Origin of the sequence: Pseudomonas sp. NFX5, from assembly GCF_049132125.1 — a bacterium.
In the GTDB taxonomy this organism is placed as follows: domain Bacteria; phylum Pseudomonadota; class Gammaproteobacteria; order Pseudomonadales; family Pseudomonadaceae; genus Aquipseudomonas; species Aquipseudomonas marginalis.
Genome location: NZ_JAFMZG010000035.1, coordinates 282026 through 300510, shown reverse-complemented (window position 1 = coordinate 300510; position 18485 = coordinate 282026). Strand labels below are relative to the sequence as shown.

At 61.7% G+C, this 18485-nt stretch carries 14 protein-coding genes; 13 read left to right on the top strand and 1 reads right to left on the bottom strand.

Going from position 1 to position 18485, the window contains the following annotated elements:
• The first annotated feature begins 23 nt into the window (after positions 1–23).
• The 10 genes from J1N02_RS25955 (at position 24) to J1N02_RS25910 (ending at position 11772) form a co-directional block, all read left to right on the top strand.
• Positions 24–962 (top strand): LysR family transcriptional regulator, encoded by a 939-nt coding sequence (locus tag J1N02_RS25955; RefSeq protein ID WP_027603550.1) that lies wholly within the window; start codon positions 24–26, stop codon positions 960–962.
• A gap of 141 nt (positions 963–1103) precedes the next feature.
• On the top strand, positions 1104–2096 hold the full coding sequence (locus J1N02_RS25950) for a SphA family protein (RefSeq protein WP_092359137.1): 993 nt from the start codon (positions 1104–1106) through the stop codon (positions 2094–2096).
• A 39-nt stretch (positions 2097–2135) separates the two neighbouring features.
• Positions 2136–3332, top strand: a complete 1197-nt coding sequence (locus J1N02_RS25945; protein WP_027603548.1) for an MFS transporter — start codon at positions 2136–2138, stop codon at positions 3330–3332.
• Between the two features lie 25 nt (positions 3333–3357).
• Positions 3358–4803, top strand: coding sequence for a carotenoid oxygenase family protein (locus J1N02_RS25940; protein ID WP_092359140.1), 1446 nt, complete (start codon positions 3358–3360; stop codon positions 4801–4803).
• A gap of 191 nt (positions 4804–4994) precedes the next feature.
• Positions 4995–5846, top strand: coding sequence for a fumarylacetoacetate hydrolase family protein (locus tag J1N02_RS25935; protein WP_027603546.1), 852 nt, complete (start codon positions 4995–4997; stop codon positions 5844–5846).
• 3 nt (positions 5847–5849) lie between these two features.
• A complete protein-coding gene (locus tag J1N02_RS25930) occupies positions 5850–6677 on the top strand; it encodes an IclR family transcriptional regulator (RefSeq protein ID WP_027603545.1) in 828 nt (275 codons plus the stop codon).
• A 21-nt stretch (positions 6678–6698) separates the two neighbouring features.
• Positions 6699–8360, top strand: coding sequence for a bifunctional 3-(3-hydroxy-phenyl)propionate/3-hydroxycinnamic acid hydroxylase (locus J1N02_RS25925; protein ID WP_421147972.1), 1662 nt, complete (start codon positions 6699–6701; stop codon positions 8358–8360).
• Entirely contained in the window at positions 8357–9205 is an 849-nt protein-coding gene (locus J1N02_RS25920; RefSeq protein ID WP_027603543.1) for a VOC family protein, read from the top strand. The genes J1N02_RS25925 and J1N02_RS25920 overlap by 4 nt, the downstream gene beginning before the upstream one ends.
• Before the next feature lie 49 nt (positions 9206–9254).
• On the top strand, positions 9255–10733 hold the full coding sequence (locus J1N02_RS25915; RefSeq protein WP_098479826.1) for an aldehyde dehydrogenase family protein: 1479 nt from the start codon (positions 9255–9257) through the stop codon (positions 10731–10733).
• A 58-nt stretch (positions 10734–10791) separates the two neighbouring features.
• Complete coding sequence (locus tag J1N02_RS25910) at positions 10792–11772, top strand: helix-turn-helix domain-containing protein (RefSeq protein WP_027603541.1); 981 nt, start codon at positions 10792–10794, stop codon at positions 11770–11772.
• Positions 11773–11788: 16 nt separating this feature from the next.
• On the opposite strand, the gene J1N02_RS25905 is transcribed toward J1N02_RS25910, so the two are convergent.
• Positions 11789–12412, bottom strand: coding sequence for a TetR/AcrR family transcriptional regulator (locus tag J1N02_RS25905; RefSeq protein WP_027603540.1), 624 nt, complete (start codon positions 12410–12412; stop codon positions 11789–11791).
• A 150-nt stretch (positions 12413–12562) separates the two neighbouring features.
• Between J1N02_RS25905 and J1N02_RS25900 the strand changes: the two genes are divergently transcribed.
• Genes J1N02_RS25900 through adeC form a run of 3 tightly spaced genes read left to right on the top strand, consistent with a single transcriptional unit; the run spans position 12563 to position 18407 of the window.
• Complete coding sequence (locus J1N02_RS25900) at positions 12563–13774, top strand: efflux RND transporter periplasmic adaptor subunit (protein ID WP_092359146.1); 1212 nt, start codon at positions 12563–12565, stop codon at positions 13772–13774.
• 18 nt (positions 13775–13792) lie between these two features.
• Complete coding sequence (locus J1N02_RS25895) at positions 13793–16954, top strand: efflux RND transporter permease subunit (RefSeq protein ID WP_108574585.1); 3162 nt, start codon at positions 13793–13795, stop codon at positions 16952–16954.
• Position 16955: 1 nt separating this feature from the next.
• Positions 16956–18407, top strand: a complete 1452-nt coding sequence (gene adeC, locus J1N02_RS25890) for an AdeC/AdeK/OprM family multidrug efflux complex outer membrane factor (protein ID WP_027603537.1) — start codon at positions 16956–16958, stop codon at positions 18405–18407.
• The last annotated feature ends 78 nt before the right edge of the window (positions 18408–18485 follow it).

The following is an 18485-nucleotide window of genomic DNA, read 5'->3' as shown; positions in this document are numbered from 1 at the left end:
CCTCACAAGCGAACAATAAACCCATGGAAAAATCCGAGATCGAAGGGCTGTGGACCCACATTCACTGGCTCTCAGTGCTGGAGGAACACGGCACCTACACCGCCGCCGCTGCGCGCCTGGGGGTGAGTAAATCCGCGGTCAGCCAGCGCATTTCCGACCTCGAGAAAGCCACCGGCACACGGCTGGTGACCCGCACCACGCGCAGCGTGCGCTTGACCGATGCCGGGTTGTCGCTGACCCGTGAAGTGCGCGGTGCCTATGAGCAAATCGCGCGCAGCTTCTCGTCGGTGCGCGATTCCGCCGGGGAGATTCGTGGCCTGGTGCGCTTGACCGCCCCCGTGGCATTCGCCCGGCAACAGCTGGTGCCGCACTTGGCGGAATTCCTGCAGCAGTACCCGCAGGTGCGTATCCAGCTGGATGTCTCGGATGCCCTGAGTTCGCTGGCGGCCGAGGGCTACGACCTCGCCGTGCGCCACGGCTTCCAGGTGCCGGAAACCCATGTGGCCTGGAAGCTGTGCGACACCGGTTCGGTGCTGGTCGCCAGCCGCGATTACCTGCAACGCCACGGCGAACCCCGCGAACCCGGCGACCTGTCGGCGCACAACTGCCTGTTCTACCCGCGCGGCACCGACCAGCCCGCCTGGACCTTCGAGCGTGGCAGCAAAAAGGTCGAACGCCTCACCGTGCCCATCGCCGGCAGCTTCGCCACCAACAACAGCGAAGCCCTGCGTGATTCGGCGCTCAACCACTTGGGCATCGCCCTGCTCCCGGACTTCAGCGCCCACGCTGCGCTGGCCAGCGGCAAGCTGGTACAGGTGCTCAAGGGCTGGACACTCAAGGGCGCGTTTGCCGATGAGATCTACCTGATTCGGCCATATTCGCCCCATGTGCCGAAGTCGGTGAGTGCGTTGGTGGGGTATTTGAAGGGCAAGTTGTCGGGTGGGTTTCGCTACGAGGGTTGACAGCGCCGGCGTTAAAACGAGCCCCGTGGCGCTATCAGTCAACTCTGGCGGTACCGCGCAAGTACGCCGGCGGGGTTTGGCTTAGGGTGATTGTGCGAGGGAGTTCCCTCTGCTCACAATTCCAATAATAGAGCCACGTCAATGAGCCCACTCAAATACTTGCCAGCGTGCCTGGTGCTCAGCTTCGCCTCGTCAATTGTATTCGCCGCCGATGGGCCGCCAGCGCCCTCGGTGACCGAGCCCAGTGGCATCAACCTCGGCGGCACCAGTTTCTACGATGGTTTTGCCGGGCCGCCCGGCCTGTCCCATCTCACCTACTTGAAGTTCAGCACCGCCAGCAGTCTCAGGACCAACAGCGGCAAGGCCAACGGCGCCTTCGACAATCCCAAAATCAACGTGATCACGCTGATCAACCAGCTCAGCTACTACTCGCCCGACACCATTGGCGGCGGCGCGCACCTGGGCTGGAGCTTGCTGGTACCCGTCGTGTCACTGGATGCCACCTTTGGCAGTAATGGACCGGCGCTGCAAGACAACGCCACGGGGCTTGGCGATGTCACCGTCGGGCCGCAGATCCAATTCGATCCTATCGTCGATGCGCACGGGCGCCCGGTGTTCGTGCAGCGGGTGGCCTTTGACACGATCCTGCCGACCGGTAAATACGACAAACACAAAGACCTCAACCCAGGGTCGAACTATTACTCCCTGAACCCCTACTGGGCCGCAACCTGGATGCCGGCACCGCGCTGGGAAGTCAGTTGGCGCCTGCATTACCTGTACAACTTCAAGAACCGCGACCCGGCCAGCAGTTCGCAGGATTCCTTCGAGGGCAAACCGGTGAGCGACAGCCGCGCCGGGCAGTCGGCCTGGGCCAACTTCACGGCGTCCTATGAAGTCATCCCCAACGTGTCGGTGGGGATCAACGGCTATTACTTCCGGCAGATCACCGACGACCAGATCAACGGCGACCGGCTGAGCGACTCGCGGGAAAAAGTGCTGGGCATAGGCCCCGGCATGTTCTGGAAAATCAGTGAAGGCCAAGGCTTCTGGCTCAACACTTACAAGGAAACCGGTGTCGAGAACCGCTCCCGGCAGGACTATGCCGTGCAGGTTCGTTACGCCCACACCTTCTGACCGACAAGCGCTCGCTCACCCTATAGAGGTACTGCATTCATGAATGCATCCGCTGGCATCGACAGCAAAACATCCCTGGCGGCTATTTGCCTGATGATGGTCACGTCCCTTGGCACCTTGCAGATTCAACCGATTCTGGGCGGGGCTTTTATCGATCAGCTCGGTATCCCGCTCAATGCCATCGGTAGGATTTTCGCAGGCGAACTGATTGCCATGGCGCTCACCTGCGGGGTGTTTGCCCTGTTGATGACCCGCGTCAATCGCCGCTGGGTGGCGCAGCTCGCCTTGCTGGTGCTGGTCTGCGCCAATCTGGCGAGTACCCGGTTCCACAGCGAAACATCGCTGCTGCTGTGCCGCATCGTCTCTGGCGCCAGCGGCGGCGCGGTGATGGCGGTGGTGTATGCCTCGGCGGCACTGCGCACAGCCAAGGACGCGACGTTCGCGGTGATCAATATCGGCAATCTGTTCTGGGGCATGTTGCTGGTGACCTCGATGCCAGCGGTGCTCATGGCCTTTGGCGTCAACGGCGCGTTTTACCTGCTGGCCGGCGCCAGTGCCTTGGCCCTGCTCGGCTGCGGGCGCGTGCCTGCGCAGTACACCCCCGCCGACGGTGCGCCGGCGCGGCTGGCCCAGCCGTTCGGCCTGACGTCACTCTTGTTGATCGGGCTGTTTGCGCTGTTGTTTTTTGGCCATTCTGCGCTGTGGGTGTATCAGGAGCGCATCGGCAAAAGTATCGGCCTGGAGCCCCAGCAGATCGGCGCCATCCTGGGTGGCAGTATTCTTGCCGGGGCACTCGGTGCTGCGCTGGCGGGCCTTATCGGGCGACGCCTGGGGCTGCTGTTTCCGCAGTTGCTGGGGTTCGGCACGGCGGTGATGGCCACGCTGATCATGGTCTACGGCGACAGCCCCATGGCGTTCGCCACCACGGCATGCCTGATCCATATGGTCTGGTTCTTCAGCCTTCCCTACCTGCTCTCGATGGCGGCCGAGTTGGACGCGAGCGGCCGACTCGCAGGCCTGGGCAATGCTGCGATCTTCGTGGGCCAGGGCCTCGGCCCGTTTGGCGCGGCCCTGGTCGTCGGTGACGGACACTTCCGTGCGGTCGGCTGGCTGGCGGCCTCGGCGTATATCGTCGCCCTGGTCATCTCCTGCTGGATGGTTGCCCGTTTTCGCCGCGCGTCCGGCCCTTCAACACCCGACGCGCCTGCGCTGCCCGCCGGCCTGCTCGATAAATAAATACTGCGCACATGAGGTCGTAGCCATGAGTACCCGATTCCCGCAAACCCCTGAATTTTCCGGGGCGCTGTATAGCCCCAGTCGTGTCGAAGCCGAGGTGCTGGACCTTGAGGTCGAAGGCACCCTTCCCGCGTCCATCCTAGGCGTCTTCTATCAGGTGGCCCCCGACCCGCAATACCCGCCCATGCTGGGCAGCGATATGTTTTTCAACGGTGACGGGATAGTCAGCGGTTTCTATTTTGCTGACGGCAAGGTGTCCCTGCGGCGACGCTACGTGCAGACCGATCGCTTGCTCGCGCAGCGCCGTGAAGGCCGCTCCCTCAATGGCGTCTATCGAAACGCGTACACCAATGACCCACTGGCGGCCAAAAAAAACACCACCGCCAATACGTCGGTGATCCCTCACAACGGCAGGCTGCTCGCACTCAAGGAGGACGCCCTGCCCTGGGCCATGGACCTGCAAACCCTGGAAACCCTGGGCGAATGGGATTTTGCCGGGCAAATCAAGTCGGCGACCTTTACCGCCCACCCCAAGATCGACCCCGTCACCGGCAACCTGCTGGCCTTCAGTTATGAAGCCAAAGGTGACGGCACGCCGGATATGGCGTATTTCGAACTCTCACCCGACGGCAATCTGCTCAAAGAGATCTGGTTCCAGGCACCTTATGCGGCGATGGTGCATGACTTTGCGGTCACCGAGCACTACGTCGTGTTCCCACTGATTCCGCTGACCGTCGATGTAGAACGCATGAAAAACGGCGGGCCGCATTTTCAGTGGCAACCTGATCTGCCGCAGTTGTTTGCCGTGCTGCCGCGCAATGGCAACGCGCAGGCTATCCGCTGGTTCAAAGGACCCAAGGACAGCTTTCAAGGCCACACCCTCAATGCCTTCGATCAAGACGGCAAAGTGTACGTGGACATGCCGGTTACTGGCGGCAACGTGTTTTATTTCTTCCCCCAGGCGGACGGTGCGGTGCCCGCCCCCGAGGACCTGCCTTCGAGCCTGATGCGCTGGACGTTTGATCTGAACGACGCGCGGGATGACGTCGAGCCGCAACCGTTGACCGACTACATGTGTGAGTTTCCCCGCTGCGATGAGCGCTATCTGGGTCGCCCGTACGAACACGGCTTTGTGCTCGCTTTTGATCCGACACTGCCCTACAACCCCGCAAACGGACCCATGCCCTTTCAGTTTTTCAACCAGTTGGCCCATCTGAACCTCAAGACGGGCAGCACCGACGCCTGGTTCCCAGGGGACAACAGTTGCTTCCAGGAGCCCATATTCATCCCTCGTTCCGCGGATGCCGAAGAGGCCGACGGTTACGTGGTCGCACTGCTGAATGTGCTGGACCAGGCGCGCAGCGAACTGGTGATCCTGGATTCGCGAGACATGGCCAGCGGGCCCATTGCGCGGATCAAGGTTCCGTTACGGATGCGCATGTCCCTGCACGGCTGCTGGGCACAGGGATAACCCTGGGCTAGACCCGACCGCCAGCACACCGAATGGCCTGCTCCCGAAGGCAGGCACGCGGCTGCGCGAAGGCAAAAAATATACATTTTTCCTGCAATTTGGGATTTAAGAAAAATCCCGCTTTACAGGATTTTTAAGCGCGAATAGAGTGAAATTCTGTCCACGCTTCCCTCGCCAACAAGGACTATCGAATGAAACTTGCAAGCTTCACCGTTGAAGGCCGTCCCACCTATGGCATCGTCGAAGGCGACCAGGTGGCTGATCTGGAATCGATGAAAAATACCCTCGGCGCGGATCTCAAGCAGGCGCTTGCCCTCGGGCGCCTGGGGTCGGTGAGCGATGAGCAGGTGTCGAGCCTGCCGCGCCGGGCACTGGCCGGCGTGACGCTGCTGCCGGTCATTCCAAACCCCGGCAAGGTGCTGTGCATCGGCATCAACTACGCGACCCACGTGCGCGAAACCGGGCGTGACATGCCGGTTTACCCAATGATTTTCACGCGATTTGCCGACAGCCAGACCGCTCACCTGCAACCCATCGTGCGGCCGACGGTCTCGCACAAGCTGGATTTCGAGGGCGAACTCGCCATCATCATTGGCAAGACCGCGCGCCACATCCGCAAAGCCGACGCCCTCGATTACGTCGCCGGCTACGCCTGCTACAACGATGGCAGCGTGCGCGATTGGCAAAAGCACACCCTTCAATTCGTCCCCGGCAAGAACTTCCCGAGCACCGGCGGGTTTGGCCCGTGGCTGGTCACCCGTGACGAAATCAGCGACCCGCAGAACCTCGAATTGACCACCCGGCTCAACGGCGAGGTCATGCAGCACACGTCCACGCGCGACATGATCTTCGACGTCGGCGCACTGATCGAATACTGCTCCACCTTCACCGAACTCGCCCCCGGTGACGTGATTGTCAGCGGCACCACCGGCGGGGTTGGAGCCTTCCGCGAGCCGCCGGTGTGGATGCAGCCCGGTGATGTGGTGGAAGTGGAGATCTCGCGCATCGGCACCCTGCGTAACACCATCGTCGACGAGCAATAAACCATGACCCTGATCGATGAATCATCCCAACCACCAGAGCGCGACACCAAGGGTTCCAGCCTGGAGCGCATGCTGCGCGTGCTGGATCTGTTTACCGAGGCGCAGCCGATCTGGGCGGTCGACGACATGGTCAGCGCGCTGGGGTTTACCCGCTCCACCGCCTACCGCTACGTGCGTGAACTGGCCGAGACCAATCTGTTGTTCCAGGTCGAGGCCGGGCGCTATGCACTGGGAGCCAGGATCATTACCTGGGACCGTCAACTGCGGCTCAGCGACCCGCTGGTACGCGCCGCTCAGCAGCTGGAGGCCAACCTGCCAGGCTGGAGTGAGCAACAAGTCTGGCTGATCTGCCGGTTGTTCAAGGACCAAGTGGTGTGTGTTCACCAGTGCGGTGAATTGGCCAGCACCGTCAGCTATTCCCGTGGTTCGCCACGGCCGTTGTTCATGGGCGCGACCTCAAAAGCCATCCTTGCGCACATGAACGCCCGCCAGCACAGCCAGCTGTTTCTCGAGCACCCTGACGAGGTGCGCGCCAGCAACCTGGGCGCCACCTGGGAAGACTTCCGCCGCTCGCTGCAACGCTTGCGGCGCCAGGGCTATGTGGCCAGTGCAGGCGAAGTCGACCCCGGCGTGTACGGCCTGGCCGCACCGATATTCGACGGCGACGGCAAGGTGGTGGGCAGCCTCAGTTGCGTGCGCCCGGCAGCCGAGCGGCACAAGGCGCTGGAGCAGGAACAGGGTGAGCAGATGGTCGCGCTGGCCCACACCCTCTCGCGGCACATGCTCGCGCTGACCCACAGCGCCAACCCATCCTCCAAGCCATTGGACTGATGCAGTCGTAGGGGAACAACAATGACAACCCTGAACAGTATCAATACCCGTGTCCTGATCGTCGGTGCCGGCCCTACCGGGCTTACCCTGGCCAACCTGCTGGGCCAGGCCGGCGTGGATGCCTGGATTATCGACAGCAAACCGGGCACCGTCACCGAGCCTCGCGCGGTCTCGATCGACGATGAGTCGTTGCGCACCATGCAGGCCATGGGCTTGAGCCAGGCGGTGCTGGCGGACGTGGTGGCCGGCTATGGCGTGCATTACTTTACGCGCCCTGGCGGGCGGTGCTTCGGCAAGGTCGAACCCAGCGGCAAGCTATACGGTTTTCCCAAGCGCAATGCGTTCCGCCAACCGCTGTTCGAAAGCACGTTGAGGGCCGGCCTGCAGCGTTTCGCTTGCCTGACTGCACGCTTCAGCCACGAACTGCTGGAGTTCACCCAGGACGAGCACGGCGTGCGCGCGCTGGTCGTGGACGCCAACAAGGAACTGCTGGAAGTGCAGGCCGACTACCTGATCGCCTGTGATGGTGGGCGCAGCCCGGTGCGTAAACAGCTTGGGATCAATATGGTCGGCTCCAGCTTCGCCTCGCGCTGGCTGGTGGTGGACACCGATCAGGACGATGACCCGTTCTGGCAAACCCGCGTGTACTGCGATGCGCGCCGCCCGATCGTCGAGGTCCCCGGCCCGCATCGCACGCGGCGCTTCGAGTTCATGCTCAAGGACGGCGAAAGCGACGCGCAGATGCTCAGCCAAGCGCGATTGCAAGCTTTACTACGCCCGTTCAAGGGCGATGCACCGCTCTCCATCGTGCGTAAAACCGTGTACACCTTTCACGCCCGCATCGCCGAACGCTGGCAAGTCAACCGTGTGTTGCTCGCCGGTGACGCGGCACACCTCACGCCGCCCTATGCCGGACAAGGCATGAACAGCGGCGTGCGCGATGCCCATAACCTGGCCTGGAAACTGATCGGCGTACTGACCGGGAAAATGGCCCCGGCCGTTTTGCTCACCTACGAAAGCGAGCGCCGCGATCACGCGTGGGCATTGATCAAGCTCGCGCTGAACCTCGGGGTGGTGATGGCGCCCGCTACCGTGCTGCGGGCGCGATTGATCAGTGGTGCATTCTCGCTGATCGGGCGGGTACCGCCGCTGCGTGACTACTTCCTGCAGATGCGCTTCAAGCCAAAACCACGGCTGCGCCAAGGCCTGGTGCTCACCGCCGGTGCCGCGGGCGGCGTGCGCAGCGGGCAGATGTTCCCCCAGCCCAGCCTCACCGACAGCCAGGGCACTGAACGTCTGCTCGACGATTACATCGGTGCAGGTTTCGCCCTGGTCCAATACGGAGACCCTCATCGCGAACGCCTGGATCAATTGCAACACCCGCTCTGGGCGCACTTGGAGGTGAAGCGGATTCTGGTCCTGCCAGGTTCCGTCAGCAAGCCGCCTGCCCTGCCGGGCTGCACGGTATTGCACGATCACGCCGGGGCGCTCGAGGCATTGCTCGGCGCCAGCGCCAGCTTCTTCCTGCTGCGGCCTGATCGCTACATCGCCGCGATTTTCCACAGCGCCACCGAGACAATCACTGCCGAGGCCTTGCAGTCCTTGCTGGGTGCCGTGCCCGCGGGCGATCACACGCCCCGACCGTCCATCACAACGCCCGTTACGCTCGAGAGGTGCGTATGAACACATTGCAAACGTCCACCCCGGCTCGCCTGTGCTACTTGCACCTGGCGAGCAAAGACCCGCAACGGCAGATCGACTTCTATCAACGCATGATGGACATGCAGGGCCAGCCTCAAGCCGACGGCCACTGGCTACTCAGGGGACCTAATCGCGCCATGCTGCTCTCCCCGGCCGAGCACAGCGGCCTGCTGGCGGCGGCGTATGACCTGGCATGCCCAGAGAAACTCGCCATGCTGTACCGCCGCCTGCGCGAGCGCAACTGCACCACCGAAGACATCAGCTCGCCACTGCTCGCCCCGGGCGCCTTTGCAATACGCGATCCTCAAGGTCGCCAGACGATTTTTGGCGTATCCCAGGCACACACCCATGCCACCCCACCCGGCATGCCCGGCCGCCTGCAGCATGTGGTGTTCCAGACCACCGAGCTGGAAGCGATGATTGAGTTCTACGTCAACACCGTTGGCTTCACGGTGTCCGACAGCGTGGTCGACCAACAGAGCGGCCTGTTGATGGTGTGCTTCCTGCGTTCGGACGATGAGCACCATTCGCTGGCGTTCTTCCGCGGCTCGAAAAACGAGTGGGATCATCACTGTTACGAAACCAATGAATGGAATGACATTCGAGACTGGGGTGATCGCTTTGCCAAGGAGCGCATCAGCATTTTCTTTGGCCCCGGTCGTCATGGGCCGGGCGACAACCTGTTCTTCATGGTGGTGGATGCCGATCGCAACCGGCTGGAGTTCTCGGCGGAGCTGCAAATCACCGAAGCGAGCGACCCTCCTGGCACTTGGCCGCAAGAAGAACACACCCTCAATTCCTGGGGCCGCGCGTGGATCAGAACCTGAGCCCGTCTCGCTCTGAAACCACGTGCCCCACTGACCCAAAGGTAAAACCATGACTGCCCAACGCCCAACCCCTTACGCCCTCAATGGCGACCAGTTCATCGACGGCACCTGGCACACCGGTCGTTCCTCAGCACGGCTGGACGATCGCAATCCTTTCAATGGCGAGACATTGCTCGAAATGCCCCTGGCCAGCGTTGCCGACCTCGACGCGGCCTACGCAGCAGCACAACGCGCACAAACCCCGTGGGCGCAGTTGCATCCAACCACACGGGGCGCCCAGCTGGAAAAGCTCGCTCACGTCATCCAGCAACGCCGCGAAGAGATCATCGACTGGCTGATTCGCGAGTCCGGCAGTACCCGTATCAAGGCGACCATGGAGTGGCAATTCACCCTGAACCTGGTGCGTGAATGCATTGCGCTGCCCATGCAGGTGGAGGGGCGCATCCTGAGCAGCTACAAGCCCGGCGAACAAAGCTTCGTGTTCCGTGAGCCGCTCGGGGTGATTGGGGTCATCAGCCCCTGGAACTTCCCCCTGTACTTGAGCATGCGTTCGGTGGTTCCGGCGTTGGCACTGGGCAATACGGTGGTCCTTAAACCGGCCAGCGACACGGCCGTGACCGGCGGCCTGCTGATTGCGCACCTGTTCGAAGAAGCGGGTTTTCCCGAGGGCACGCTCAATGTAGTGGTCGGCGCCGGCTCGGAAATCGGCGATGCCTTTGTGGGGCACCCCGTTCCCAGCCTGATCTCATTTACCGGGTCTACCGATGTCGGGCGCAATGTCGGGCGCATCGCCACCGGCGGCCAGTACATCAAGCGGGTCGCCCTGGAGCTTGGCGGCAACGCGCCGCTGGTGGTGCTCGATGATGCGGATATCGACCTTGCCGCGCATGCAGCAGTGGTCGGACGCTTCCTGCATCAGGGCCAGATCTGCATGAGCGTCAACCGGGTGATTGTGGACCGTTCGCTCTACGCCGACTTCAGCGCGTTGGTGGTGGAGCGCGTGCGCAACTTGAAAACCGGCAACCCTAACCTCGCCGATACAGTGATTGGCCCGGTGATCAACCGCAGCCAGTTGGACGGCCTGCTGCGCAAGGTCAATGCCGCCGACAGCGCGAGCCTGAAGAAACTGCACGGTGGCCCGGCGTCCGGGCTGGTGCTGCCGCCCCATGTATACGGGGATGTCCCTTTCGACCACGAACTGGCGCACGATGAAACCTTCGGGCCCTTGCTGCCAATATTGATCGCCGACAATGAGGCACATGCCCTGACCCTGGCCAACGCCAGCGAATATGGGCTGTCCAGCGCCGTGTTCAGTAAAGATATGGCCCGCGCGCTGAATTTTTCCCGTGGCATCGTGGCTGGGATGACGCACATTAACGACATCACTGTGGACGACCAGCCCAATGCCCCGTTCGGCGGCGAAAAGAACTCCGGGCTGGGACGCTTCAACGGTCACTATGCCCTGGATGAATTCACCCGTGCGCACTGGGTGACCTGGCAAGCCGGGAGCCACCACTACCCCTTCTAGGAAACAGGGTGGGCCCACCCGGTGTGGCCCACCCCATAACAATAAAAAGAGGCGAACCATGAGCAATCTAGCCTGCGTTTCTACCGATCAAGTGATGCGCTCCGACCGCCTGATGAAGTGGAAGGAGTTTATGAGTGACAACCTCGGCCGCACGCCGGAGTACATCAAGCGCCTCGAGTCCACCTACATCGAACCTTTGCACGATGCCGATTTCCAGGGCCGCCTGGAATACGGCGATCTTGGAAAACTGCGTTTTTGCCGCATGACCGCCAGCGCGCACCGCTACTCCCGTCACCTGAGCAAAGCAGTCGAGGCACCCGATACGTCACGCATGTTGATTCTGCAAACCGCCGGCGTCAGTCATTTCCAGCAAGGCAAGCACAGCAACGCCTTGGCGCCCGACGAGTTGCTGGTGGTAGACTGCGCCCAACCATTCAACGTCAGCAGCCCACAAGGCTGTGAGCACTTCATCCTGTTGTTCAACGAAGGCGCCGGGCAGGCACTGGACGCTGACGACCTGCATATCAGCGCACGCAACGGGCTTGGGCGGATGTTGATGCACCTTATCGTTGACGCCTACAGCCAATATCCGCTGCTGAACAGCCAGTCGGCGGCGCTGATCGGCGACAGTATCGTCGGGCTTTTGAACAATGCGCTGGGCAACAAGCAGGAAGAGAAGAAGCTCGAACACGACTTCCGTCACTACAAGCAGAACCGCCTCAAGCGCTATATCGAACTTCACCTGGCCGACCGCGACCTGAGCATCGAGCGCATCGCGTTTGCCGAACACTGCTCCGTGCGCAGTCTGCATCGGGCATTCCAGGACGAATTCGGTTGCAGTGTCAGCGAGTACATCTGGCAACGCCGCGTGGCGCGCTGCGCGCAAGACCTACGCAACCGTGACCTCAGCCATCGCTCGCTCACCGACATTGCTTACGCCTGGGGCTATGGCAGCAGCGCTCACTTCAGTCGCCATTTCAAGGCAGCATTCGGCATGCCGCCCAGGCTCTACCGTGAAACGGCCAGCGCCGCCCAATGAGCCAGGCCGCGTTTCCCTAGGGGACAACGCTGTGAGGCCCGAGCGCATAGCCCGCCAGAAAGGTATCCAGCGCACGACTTACCGCTGCTCGTATATGGGCGGTCGAAGGCTTGCGGTTGACGCCCAACAGACAAGGAGTGACGGTCTCCGAATCCAACAGTGCCATCAGGTGGCAGGCTGCGACCTCCGGGTCGCACGGCCTGAGCTGGCCCGCCTCGATCCGGCGTGTCAGGAAACTGGCCACTTCGCGCATGCCTTTTTTCGGGCCCCGCTCGTAGAACCGCAAGCCGATGTCACTGCGACCCGACTGCGCGATGATCGCGCGGCGTGCCTGAATGGAAGCTTCCAGGCACAACACGGCCAGGGTGCGCTCGCCGAACTGCTGCAATGCATGCCGCAAGTCATCATGGTCCTTCTGCAACGCTTCGAAGATGGGCTCCAGGAAACGCTTGGCCATGCCATGCATGACCTCGACAAACAACTCCTCCTTACTGCTGAAGTACCCGTACAACGTCCCCTTTGATCCGCCCACTCGCGTGGCGATCTGCGTCATGGACGCACCATCAAAGCCGAACTCCAGAAAAACCTGCGCTGCAGCCTCGACGATGGACTCGCGTTTGGCTTCAGTCTTGACTCGCATAACCCTTGCTCCACTGCTTCCACAAACGCCCGGATGATACCCCAGGGGCGTTCATCCCGGTTGACGGCGCAAATTTACCTCAATACATTACCGTACGGTACGGTATTTAAATAACTAATCCGCTTCCTCCTTCCCGCCCTGGAGAATGCCTTGCGCCCGCCCCTGACTTACTTCTTAAGCTTCTTCGCAGCCTGTACTGCTGCTTGCTTTCTCACCGCCTGCGGCAAGCCGCCGGGTGGTCCTCCACCTGCACAGGGCAAACCGACCGTGGGGGTGATCACCGTGCAACCCCGGCATCTGGCGCTGACGACACAACTCCCCGGCCGCACCTCAGCGTACCTGGTCGCGCAGGTACGCCCGCAAGTTGCCGGGATCATCAAGACTCGCCTGTTCAAGGAAGGCAGCGATGTCACTGCAGGCCAGGCGCTGTATCAAATCGACCCGGCCACCTACAAGGCCACCCACGACAGCAATCTAGCAGCGCTCGCCAAAGCGCAAGCAACCCTCAAGACTGCGCGGCTCAAGGCTGAACGCTATAAGCAATTGCTGGCCATCCAGGCGGTCAGCCAACAGGACTACGATGATGCAAGCGCCTCCCTCGGCGAGGACGAAGCCCAGGTAGCATCAGCCAAGGCTGACGTTGAAAGCAGCCGTATCAATCTGTCTTACGCCCGTGTGGATTCACCGATCTCCGGGCGCATCGGCAAGTCGAGCGTCACCCCCGGCACACTGGTTACCGCCAGCCAGACCACGGAACTGGCGACGGTCCAACAGCTGGATCCCCTGTACGTCGACCTCTCCCAATCCAGCACCGCGCTGCTGCAACTCAAACACGCGATGGCCCGAGGCGAACTGCAAAAGAGCGGCGCCAACTCGGCCAAGGTGCAATTGCTGCTTGAAGATGGCAGCGCTTATCCGCACGAGGGCACCCTGGAATTCTCGGATGTCACCGTGGACCAGAACACCGGCACGATCACCTTGCGGGCGGTATTTCCCAACCCCGACGGCGACCTGCTGCCCGGCATGTATGTGCGCGCGATACTGCAGGAGGCCGTCAAGGAAAACGCCCTGTTGGTGCCCCAGCAAGCGGTCTCCAGGGATGGTGCGGGCAAGCCGTTCGCCTATGTCGTCGACAGCGAGAAAAAACTGCAGCGTCGACCACTACAGACCGAGCGGGCAGTAGGCGATCAGTGGTTGGTGCAGGCCGGACTTGAGCCGGGGGACCAGCTTGTAGTCGACGGCCAGCAAAACGCCGCGCCGGGCCTGGAGGTGAATGTCACACCGTGGGTAACCAAACCGACTGACGACGCCTCCCACGTTGCCCCCCCTGCGCCAGCCATCAAGGCCACCGCGTCAAACTGACCTGCGAGAGAGCTACTCATGGCACGTTTTTTTATTGATCGCCCGGTGTTCGCATGGGTGCTGGCTATTCTCGTGATGCTGGCCGGCATCCTTTCGATCCTCACGCTGCCGATCGCGCAGTACCCGGATATCGCGCCTCCCGCCGTGGCAATTACTGCCACCTATCCCGGCGCGTCGGCCAAGACACTGGAAGACACGGTCACCCAGATCATCGAGCAGAAGATGAAGGGGCTGGACCGGTTGAGCTACATGTCATCCACCAGTGAGTCCTCCGGTTCGGCCACCATCACACTCACGTTCGAGAACGGCACCAACCCCGATACCGCGCAGGTGCAGGTTCAGAACAAGCTCGCGCTGGCAACACCGCTGTTGCCGCAAGAGGTGCAGAACCAGGGCCTGACGGTGACAAAGTCAGCGACGAACTTCCTCAATGTCCTGGCGTTTACTTCCGAGGACGGCAGCATGAGCGGCTCCGACCTCTCGGACTACGTGGCCGCCAACGTGCAGGATGCGATCAGTCGGGTTGAAGGGGTGGGCGACACCACGCTGTTTGGCTCACAGTACGCCATGCGCATCTGGCTCAACCCCGACCAGTTGGCCAACTTCAGCCTTACGCCAACCGATGTGAAAACCGCGATCCAGGCGCAGAACGTCCAGGTCTCCGCCGGGCAGTTGGGCGCCCTCCCCGCTACCAGCAACCAGCAGATCAACGCGACGATCACCTCGCAGACCCGCCTGAGAACGGCGAAAGAATTCGAAGACATCCTGCTGCGCACCCAGACTGATGGCTCTCAGGTGCGCCTGCGTGACGTTGCGCGCATAGAACTGGGCAGTGAAAGCTACACCAGTGCCGGACGTTACAACGCCAAACCCGCTGCGGGCCTGGCTATCAAGCTCGCCGCGGGTGCCAACGCCCTGGACACCGTCAAGGCGATAGACGCCCGGGTAGCAGAGCTTGAGCAATTCTTCCCGCCCGGCATGGCCGTGCAAAAGCCCTATGACACCACGCCCTTCGTGCGTATTTCGATCGAGGAGGTCGTACGTACCCTGGTTGAAGCCGTGGCACTGGTTTTCCTGGTGATGTACCTGTTCCTGCAAAACTTCAGGGCCACGTTGATTCCGACGATAGCTGTACCTGTGGTGCTGCTCGGCACCTTCGGCGTGCTCGCGACGTTCGGTTTCACGATCAATACGCTGACCATGTTTGCCATGGTACTGGCCATCGGTTTGCTGGTGGACGATGCCATTGTCGTGGTGGAAAACGTCGAACGGATCATGGCCCAGGAAGGGCTATCGCCGAAGGAGGCCACTCGCAAGTCAATGGGCCAGATCACCGGAGCCTTGGTGGGCGTCGCCCTGGTGCTGGCCGCCGTATTTGTGCCGATGGCGTTTTTCAGTGGTTCCAGCGGCGTGATCTACCGACAGTTTTCCATCACCATCGTCTCGGCCATGACGCTGTCGGTACTGGTAGCGCTGGTGCTCACACCCGCCCTGTGCGCAACGTTACTCAAACCCATTGAGCAAGGCCATGGCGCTGCTACCACCGGTTTCTTCGGCTGGTTCAACCGTTCGTTTGACCGAGGCAACCTTGGCTACCAAGGCATCGTGCGCCACATCGTGGGCAAGGGTTGGCGGTACATGCTGGTGTACGCCGTGGTGCTGGGCGCGGTGGTCTTCGGCTTCATGAAGTTGCCGGTCGGCTTCCTGCCCGATGAAGACCAGGGCACCCTGTTCGTACTGGTGCAATTGCCACCCGGTGCGACAGGCGCGCGTACCGATGAAGTCATTCATCAGGTCGAGCAACACTTCCTGGTCGATCAGAAAGATGCGGTCTCCGGCGTGTTCACAGTGTCCGGCTTCAGCTTTGCCGGCAGTGGCCAGAACACCGGCCTGGCGTTCGTCAAACTCAGGCCCTGGGATGAGCGCAAGGGTGACGCGCTCAGTGTGTCTGGTGTGTCCAGCAAAGCCATGGCTTACTTTTCGACGCTCAGGGACGCACGGGTATTTGCGTTCGCCCCGCCGGCCGTGGCGGAGTTGGGCAATGCCACCGGCTTCGACCTGATGCTGCAAGACCGCGCCAACCTTGGCCACGCAGCCTTGATGAGTGCGCGTAACCAACTGCTCGCCGAGCTCGCAAAAGACAAGCGCCTGGTGGCGGTGCGGCCCAACGGCCAGGAAGACGCGCCTGAACTGCAGCTCGAGATTGACCCGGACAAGGCCCAGGCACTGGGTGTGTCGATCGCCGATATCAATGACAATTTCTCGGCTGCCTGGGGCAGCAGTTACGTCAATGACTTCATCGACAAGGGCAGGGTCAAAAAGGTCATGCTGCAGGCGGATGCCACCTACCGCATGCTCCCCGATGACATCAATCGCTGGTACATCCGCAACAGTGACAGCGGCATGGTGCCCTTCTCTGCCTTTTCAAAGGCGGTGTGGGCCTCGGGGTCGCCTCGGCTTGAACGCTATAACGGCGTCCCGTCCGTAGAGATATTGGGCATGGCCATGCCTGGAGCCGCGTCCAGCGGCGAAGCACTGGCGATCGTGCAAGACGCCGTTGCCAAGTTGCCGACCGGCATCGGCTACGAATGGACTGGCCTGTCGCGCCAGGAAAAAGCCTCGACCGGCCAGACCGGCTTGCTGTACAGCCTGTCGATCCTGTTCGTGTTCCTGTGCCTGGCCGCACTGTATGAGAGCTGGGCGATTCCATTGTCAGTGGTGCTGGTAGTACCGCTGGGGGTGCTGGGGGCCCTGGTCGGCGCAATCCTGACGTGGAAAATGAACGACGTGTACTTCCAGGTCGGGATATTGACCACCATTGGCCTCGCCTCGAAAAACGCCATCCTGATCGTGGAGTTCGCCAAAGACCTCTACGCCGGCGGTCAGAGCCTGGTGGATTCAGCACTCGAAGCCGCGCGCATGCGCTTGCGTCCGGTACTCATGACGTCCCTGGCATTCATTCTTGGCGTGTTACCGATGGTATTGGGCAGCGGCGCGGGGGCCGGTGCACAGCACGCGTTGGGCAGCGCAGTGATCGGCGGCATGCTCTCCGGCACGCTCCTGGCGATTGTCTTTGTTCCGCTGTTTTTTGTACTGGTGATGCGCCTGTTCAAACCAAAAACCGTTGCGCCGACATCCACGCAATCCCCTGCCCAACCAGCCCCTGCACAAGGTCTCTGATATGCAACGGTTTACACGTTCTGTACTGGTAGTGGGGGCTCTGTTGAGCGGTTGCAGCCTGATACCGGCCTACCAGCCTCCACCCTCGCCCGTCCCAGCGACGTTCCCCGAAGACCAGGGCGTAGTGCCCACCGTGCCGGTCGCTGACCTGGGCTGGCGCGATGTGTTCACCGACCCGTCCCTGCAAAAGGTCATCGAGCTGGCCCTGGCCAACAACCGCGATCTGAGGGTGGCGGTGCTCAATATCGAAAAGGCTCGCGCCACCTACCGCGTTCAAGACGCGGCGTTATTTCCCAGCGTCGATGCCAGCGGCAGCTCCAGCGCCAGCCGCACACCGGCCGATCAATCCCAGACGGGCCAGGCCATGGTCACGCACAGCTACAGCGCGACGCTGGGCTTCAGTGCCTACGAACTGGACCTGTTTGGTCGCTTGCGCAGCCTCAGCGCGCAGGCACTCGAGCAATACTTCTCCACGGCTGAGAATCGCCGAAGCACTCAAATCAGCCTGATCGCGGAAGTCGCCACGGACTACCTCACACTGGCGTCCGACCAGGACCGACTCAAGCTGGCGCACGATACGCTCACCAGCCAGCAAGACAGCTACGCACTCGACCAGCGCATGTTCGACCTGGGTTCATCTTCCGCCCTCACCCTGAGCCAGGCACAGACCAGCGTCGAAACGGCACGCGTCGATGTGGAAAAATATACCGCTCAAGTCGCCGAGGACCTGAACGCATTGCGCCTGGTAGTCGGTGCCGATCTGCCAGCCGCGCTGCTGCCCAAGACCCTGCCCGAACGCTCGACAGCCGAAGCGAGCCCTTTGGCCAACATCCCGCCCGGCTTGACCTCGGACCTTCTGCAACGCCGCCCCGACATACTCAAGGCCGAGCGCGACCTGAAGGCCGCCAATGCCTACATCGGCGCCGCCCGTGCGGCGTTTTACCCAAGCATTACCCTCACGGCTTCGGCGGGGACTTCAAGCGCGAGTTTGTCGAACATGTTCAAAGGCGGCTCGGGAACCTGGAGTTTCGCGCCGCAACTCTCGCTGCCGATCTTCGATGGCGGTACCAACCAAGCCAACCTGGCCAGCGCCACGGCGGATCGAGACATCTATGTAGCGGACTACGAGAAGGCGATTCAAACGGCGTTTCGCGAAGTCAGCGATGCGCTCGCGCAACGCGGCACACTGGGGCGCCAGCTTGATGCACAGCAAGCGCTGGTAGATGCGACCGCCAGAAGCTATCGGCTGTCACAGGCACGCTTCAGTCAGGGGATCGACAGTTACCTCACGGTATTGGACTCGCAACGTTCGCTCTACACCGCGCAACAGGACCTGATCGGCACGCAGTTGTCGCGCCTGACCAACCTGGTGACCTTCTACAAAGTGCTTGGAGGAGGATGGGTCGAAACTCGCGGGGCCGTGGTCGCCAAGGTGAGCTCAGTGACAAACTGACCACCGTTGCTTCTAACGTAGGGGGGAAGGTCTGCAGATTTTTTGCGCCCAGTGGTTGCCCAATAAAACTAAAAGTCC

Bases quoted from the DNA above. Each gene is read 5' to 3' on its own strand.
- J1N02_RS25895 (WP_108574585.1), top strand. From the start codon at position 13,793: ATGGCACGTTTTTTTATTGATCGCCCGGTGTTCGCATGGGTGCTGGCT.
- J1N02_RS25950 (WP_092359137.1), top strand. From the start codon at position 1,104: ATGAGCCCACTCAAATACTTGCCAGCGTGCCTGGTGCTCAGCTTCGCC.
- J1N02_RS25925 (WP_421147972.1), top strand. From the start codon at position 6,699: ATGACAACCCTGAACAGTATCAATACCCGTGTCCTGATCGTCGGTGCC.
- J1N02_RS25905 (WP_027603540.1), bottom strand. From the start codon at position 12,412: ATGCGAGTCAAGACTGAAGCCAAACGCGAGTCCATCGTCGAGGCTGCA.
- adeC (WP_027603537.1), top strand. From the start codon at position 16,956: ATGCAACGGTTTACACGTTCTGTACTGGTAGTGGGGGCTCTGTTGAGC.
- J1N02_RS25945 (WP_027603548.1), top strand. From the start codon at position 2,136: ATGAATGCATCCGCTGGCATCGACAGCAAAACATCCCTGGCGGCTATT.
- J1N02_RS25910 (WP_027603541.1), top strand. From the start codon at position 10,792: ATGAGCAATCTAGCCTGCGTTTCTACCGATCAAGTGATGCGCTCCGAC.
- J1N02_RS25955 (WP_027603550.1), top strand. From the start codon at position 24: ATGGAAAAATCCGAGATCGAAGGGCTGTGGACCCACATTCACTGGCTC.
- J1N02_RS25935 (WP_027603546.1), top strand. From the start codon at position 4,995: ATGAAACTTGCAAGCTTCACCGTTGAAGGCCGTCCCACCTATGGCATC.
- J1N02_RS25915 (WP_098479826.1), top strand. From the start codon at position 9,255: ATGACTGCCCAACGCCCAACCCCTTACGCCCTCAATGGCGACCAGTTC.
- J1N02_RS25940 (WP_092359140.1), top strand. From the start codon at position 3,358: ATGAGTACCCGATTCCCGCAAACCCCTGAATTTTCCGGGGCGCTGTAT.
- J1N02_RS25920 (WP_027603543.1), top strand. From the start codon at position 8,357: ATGAACACATTGCAAACGTCCACCCCGGCTCGCCTGTGCTACTTGCAC.
- J1N02_RS25930 (WP_027603545.1), top strand. From the start codon at position 5,850: ATGACCCTGATCGATGAATCATCCCAACCACCAGAGCGCGACACCAAG.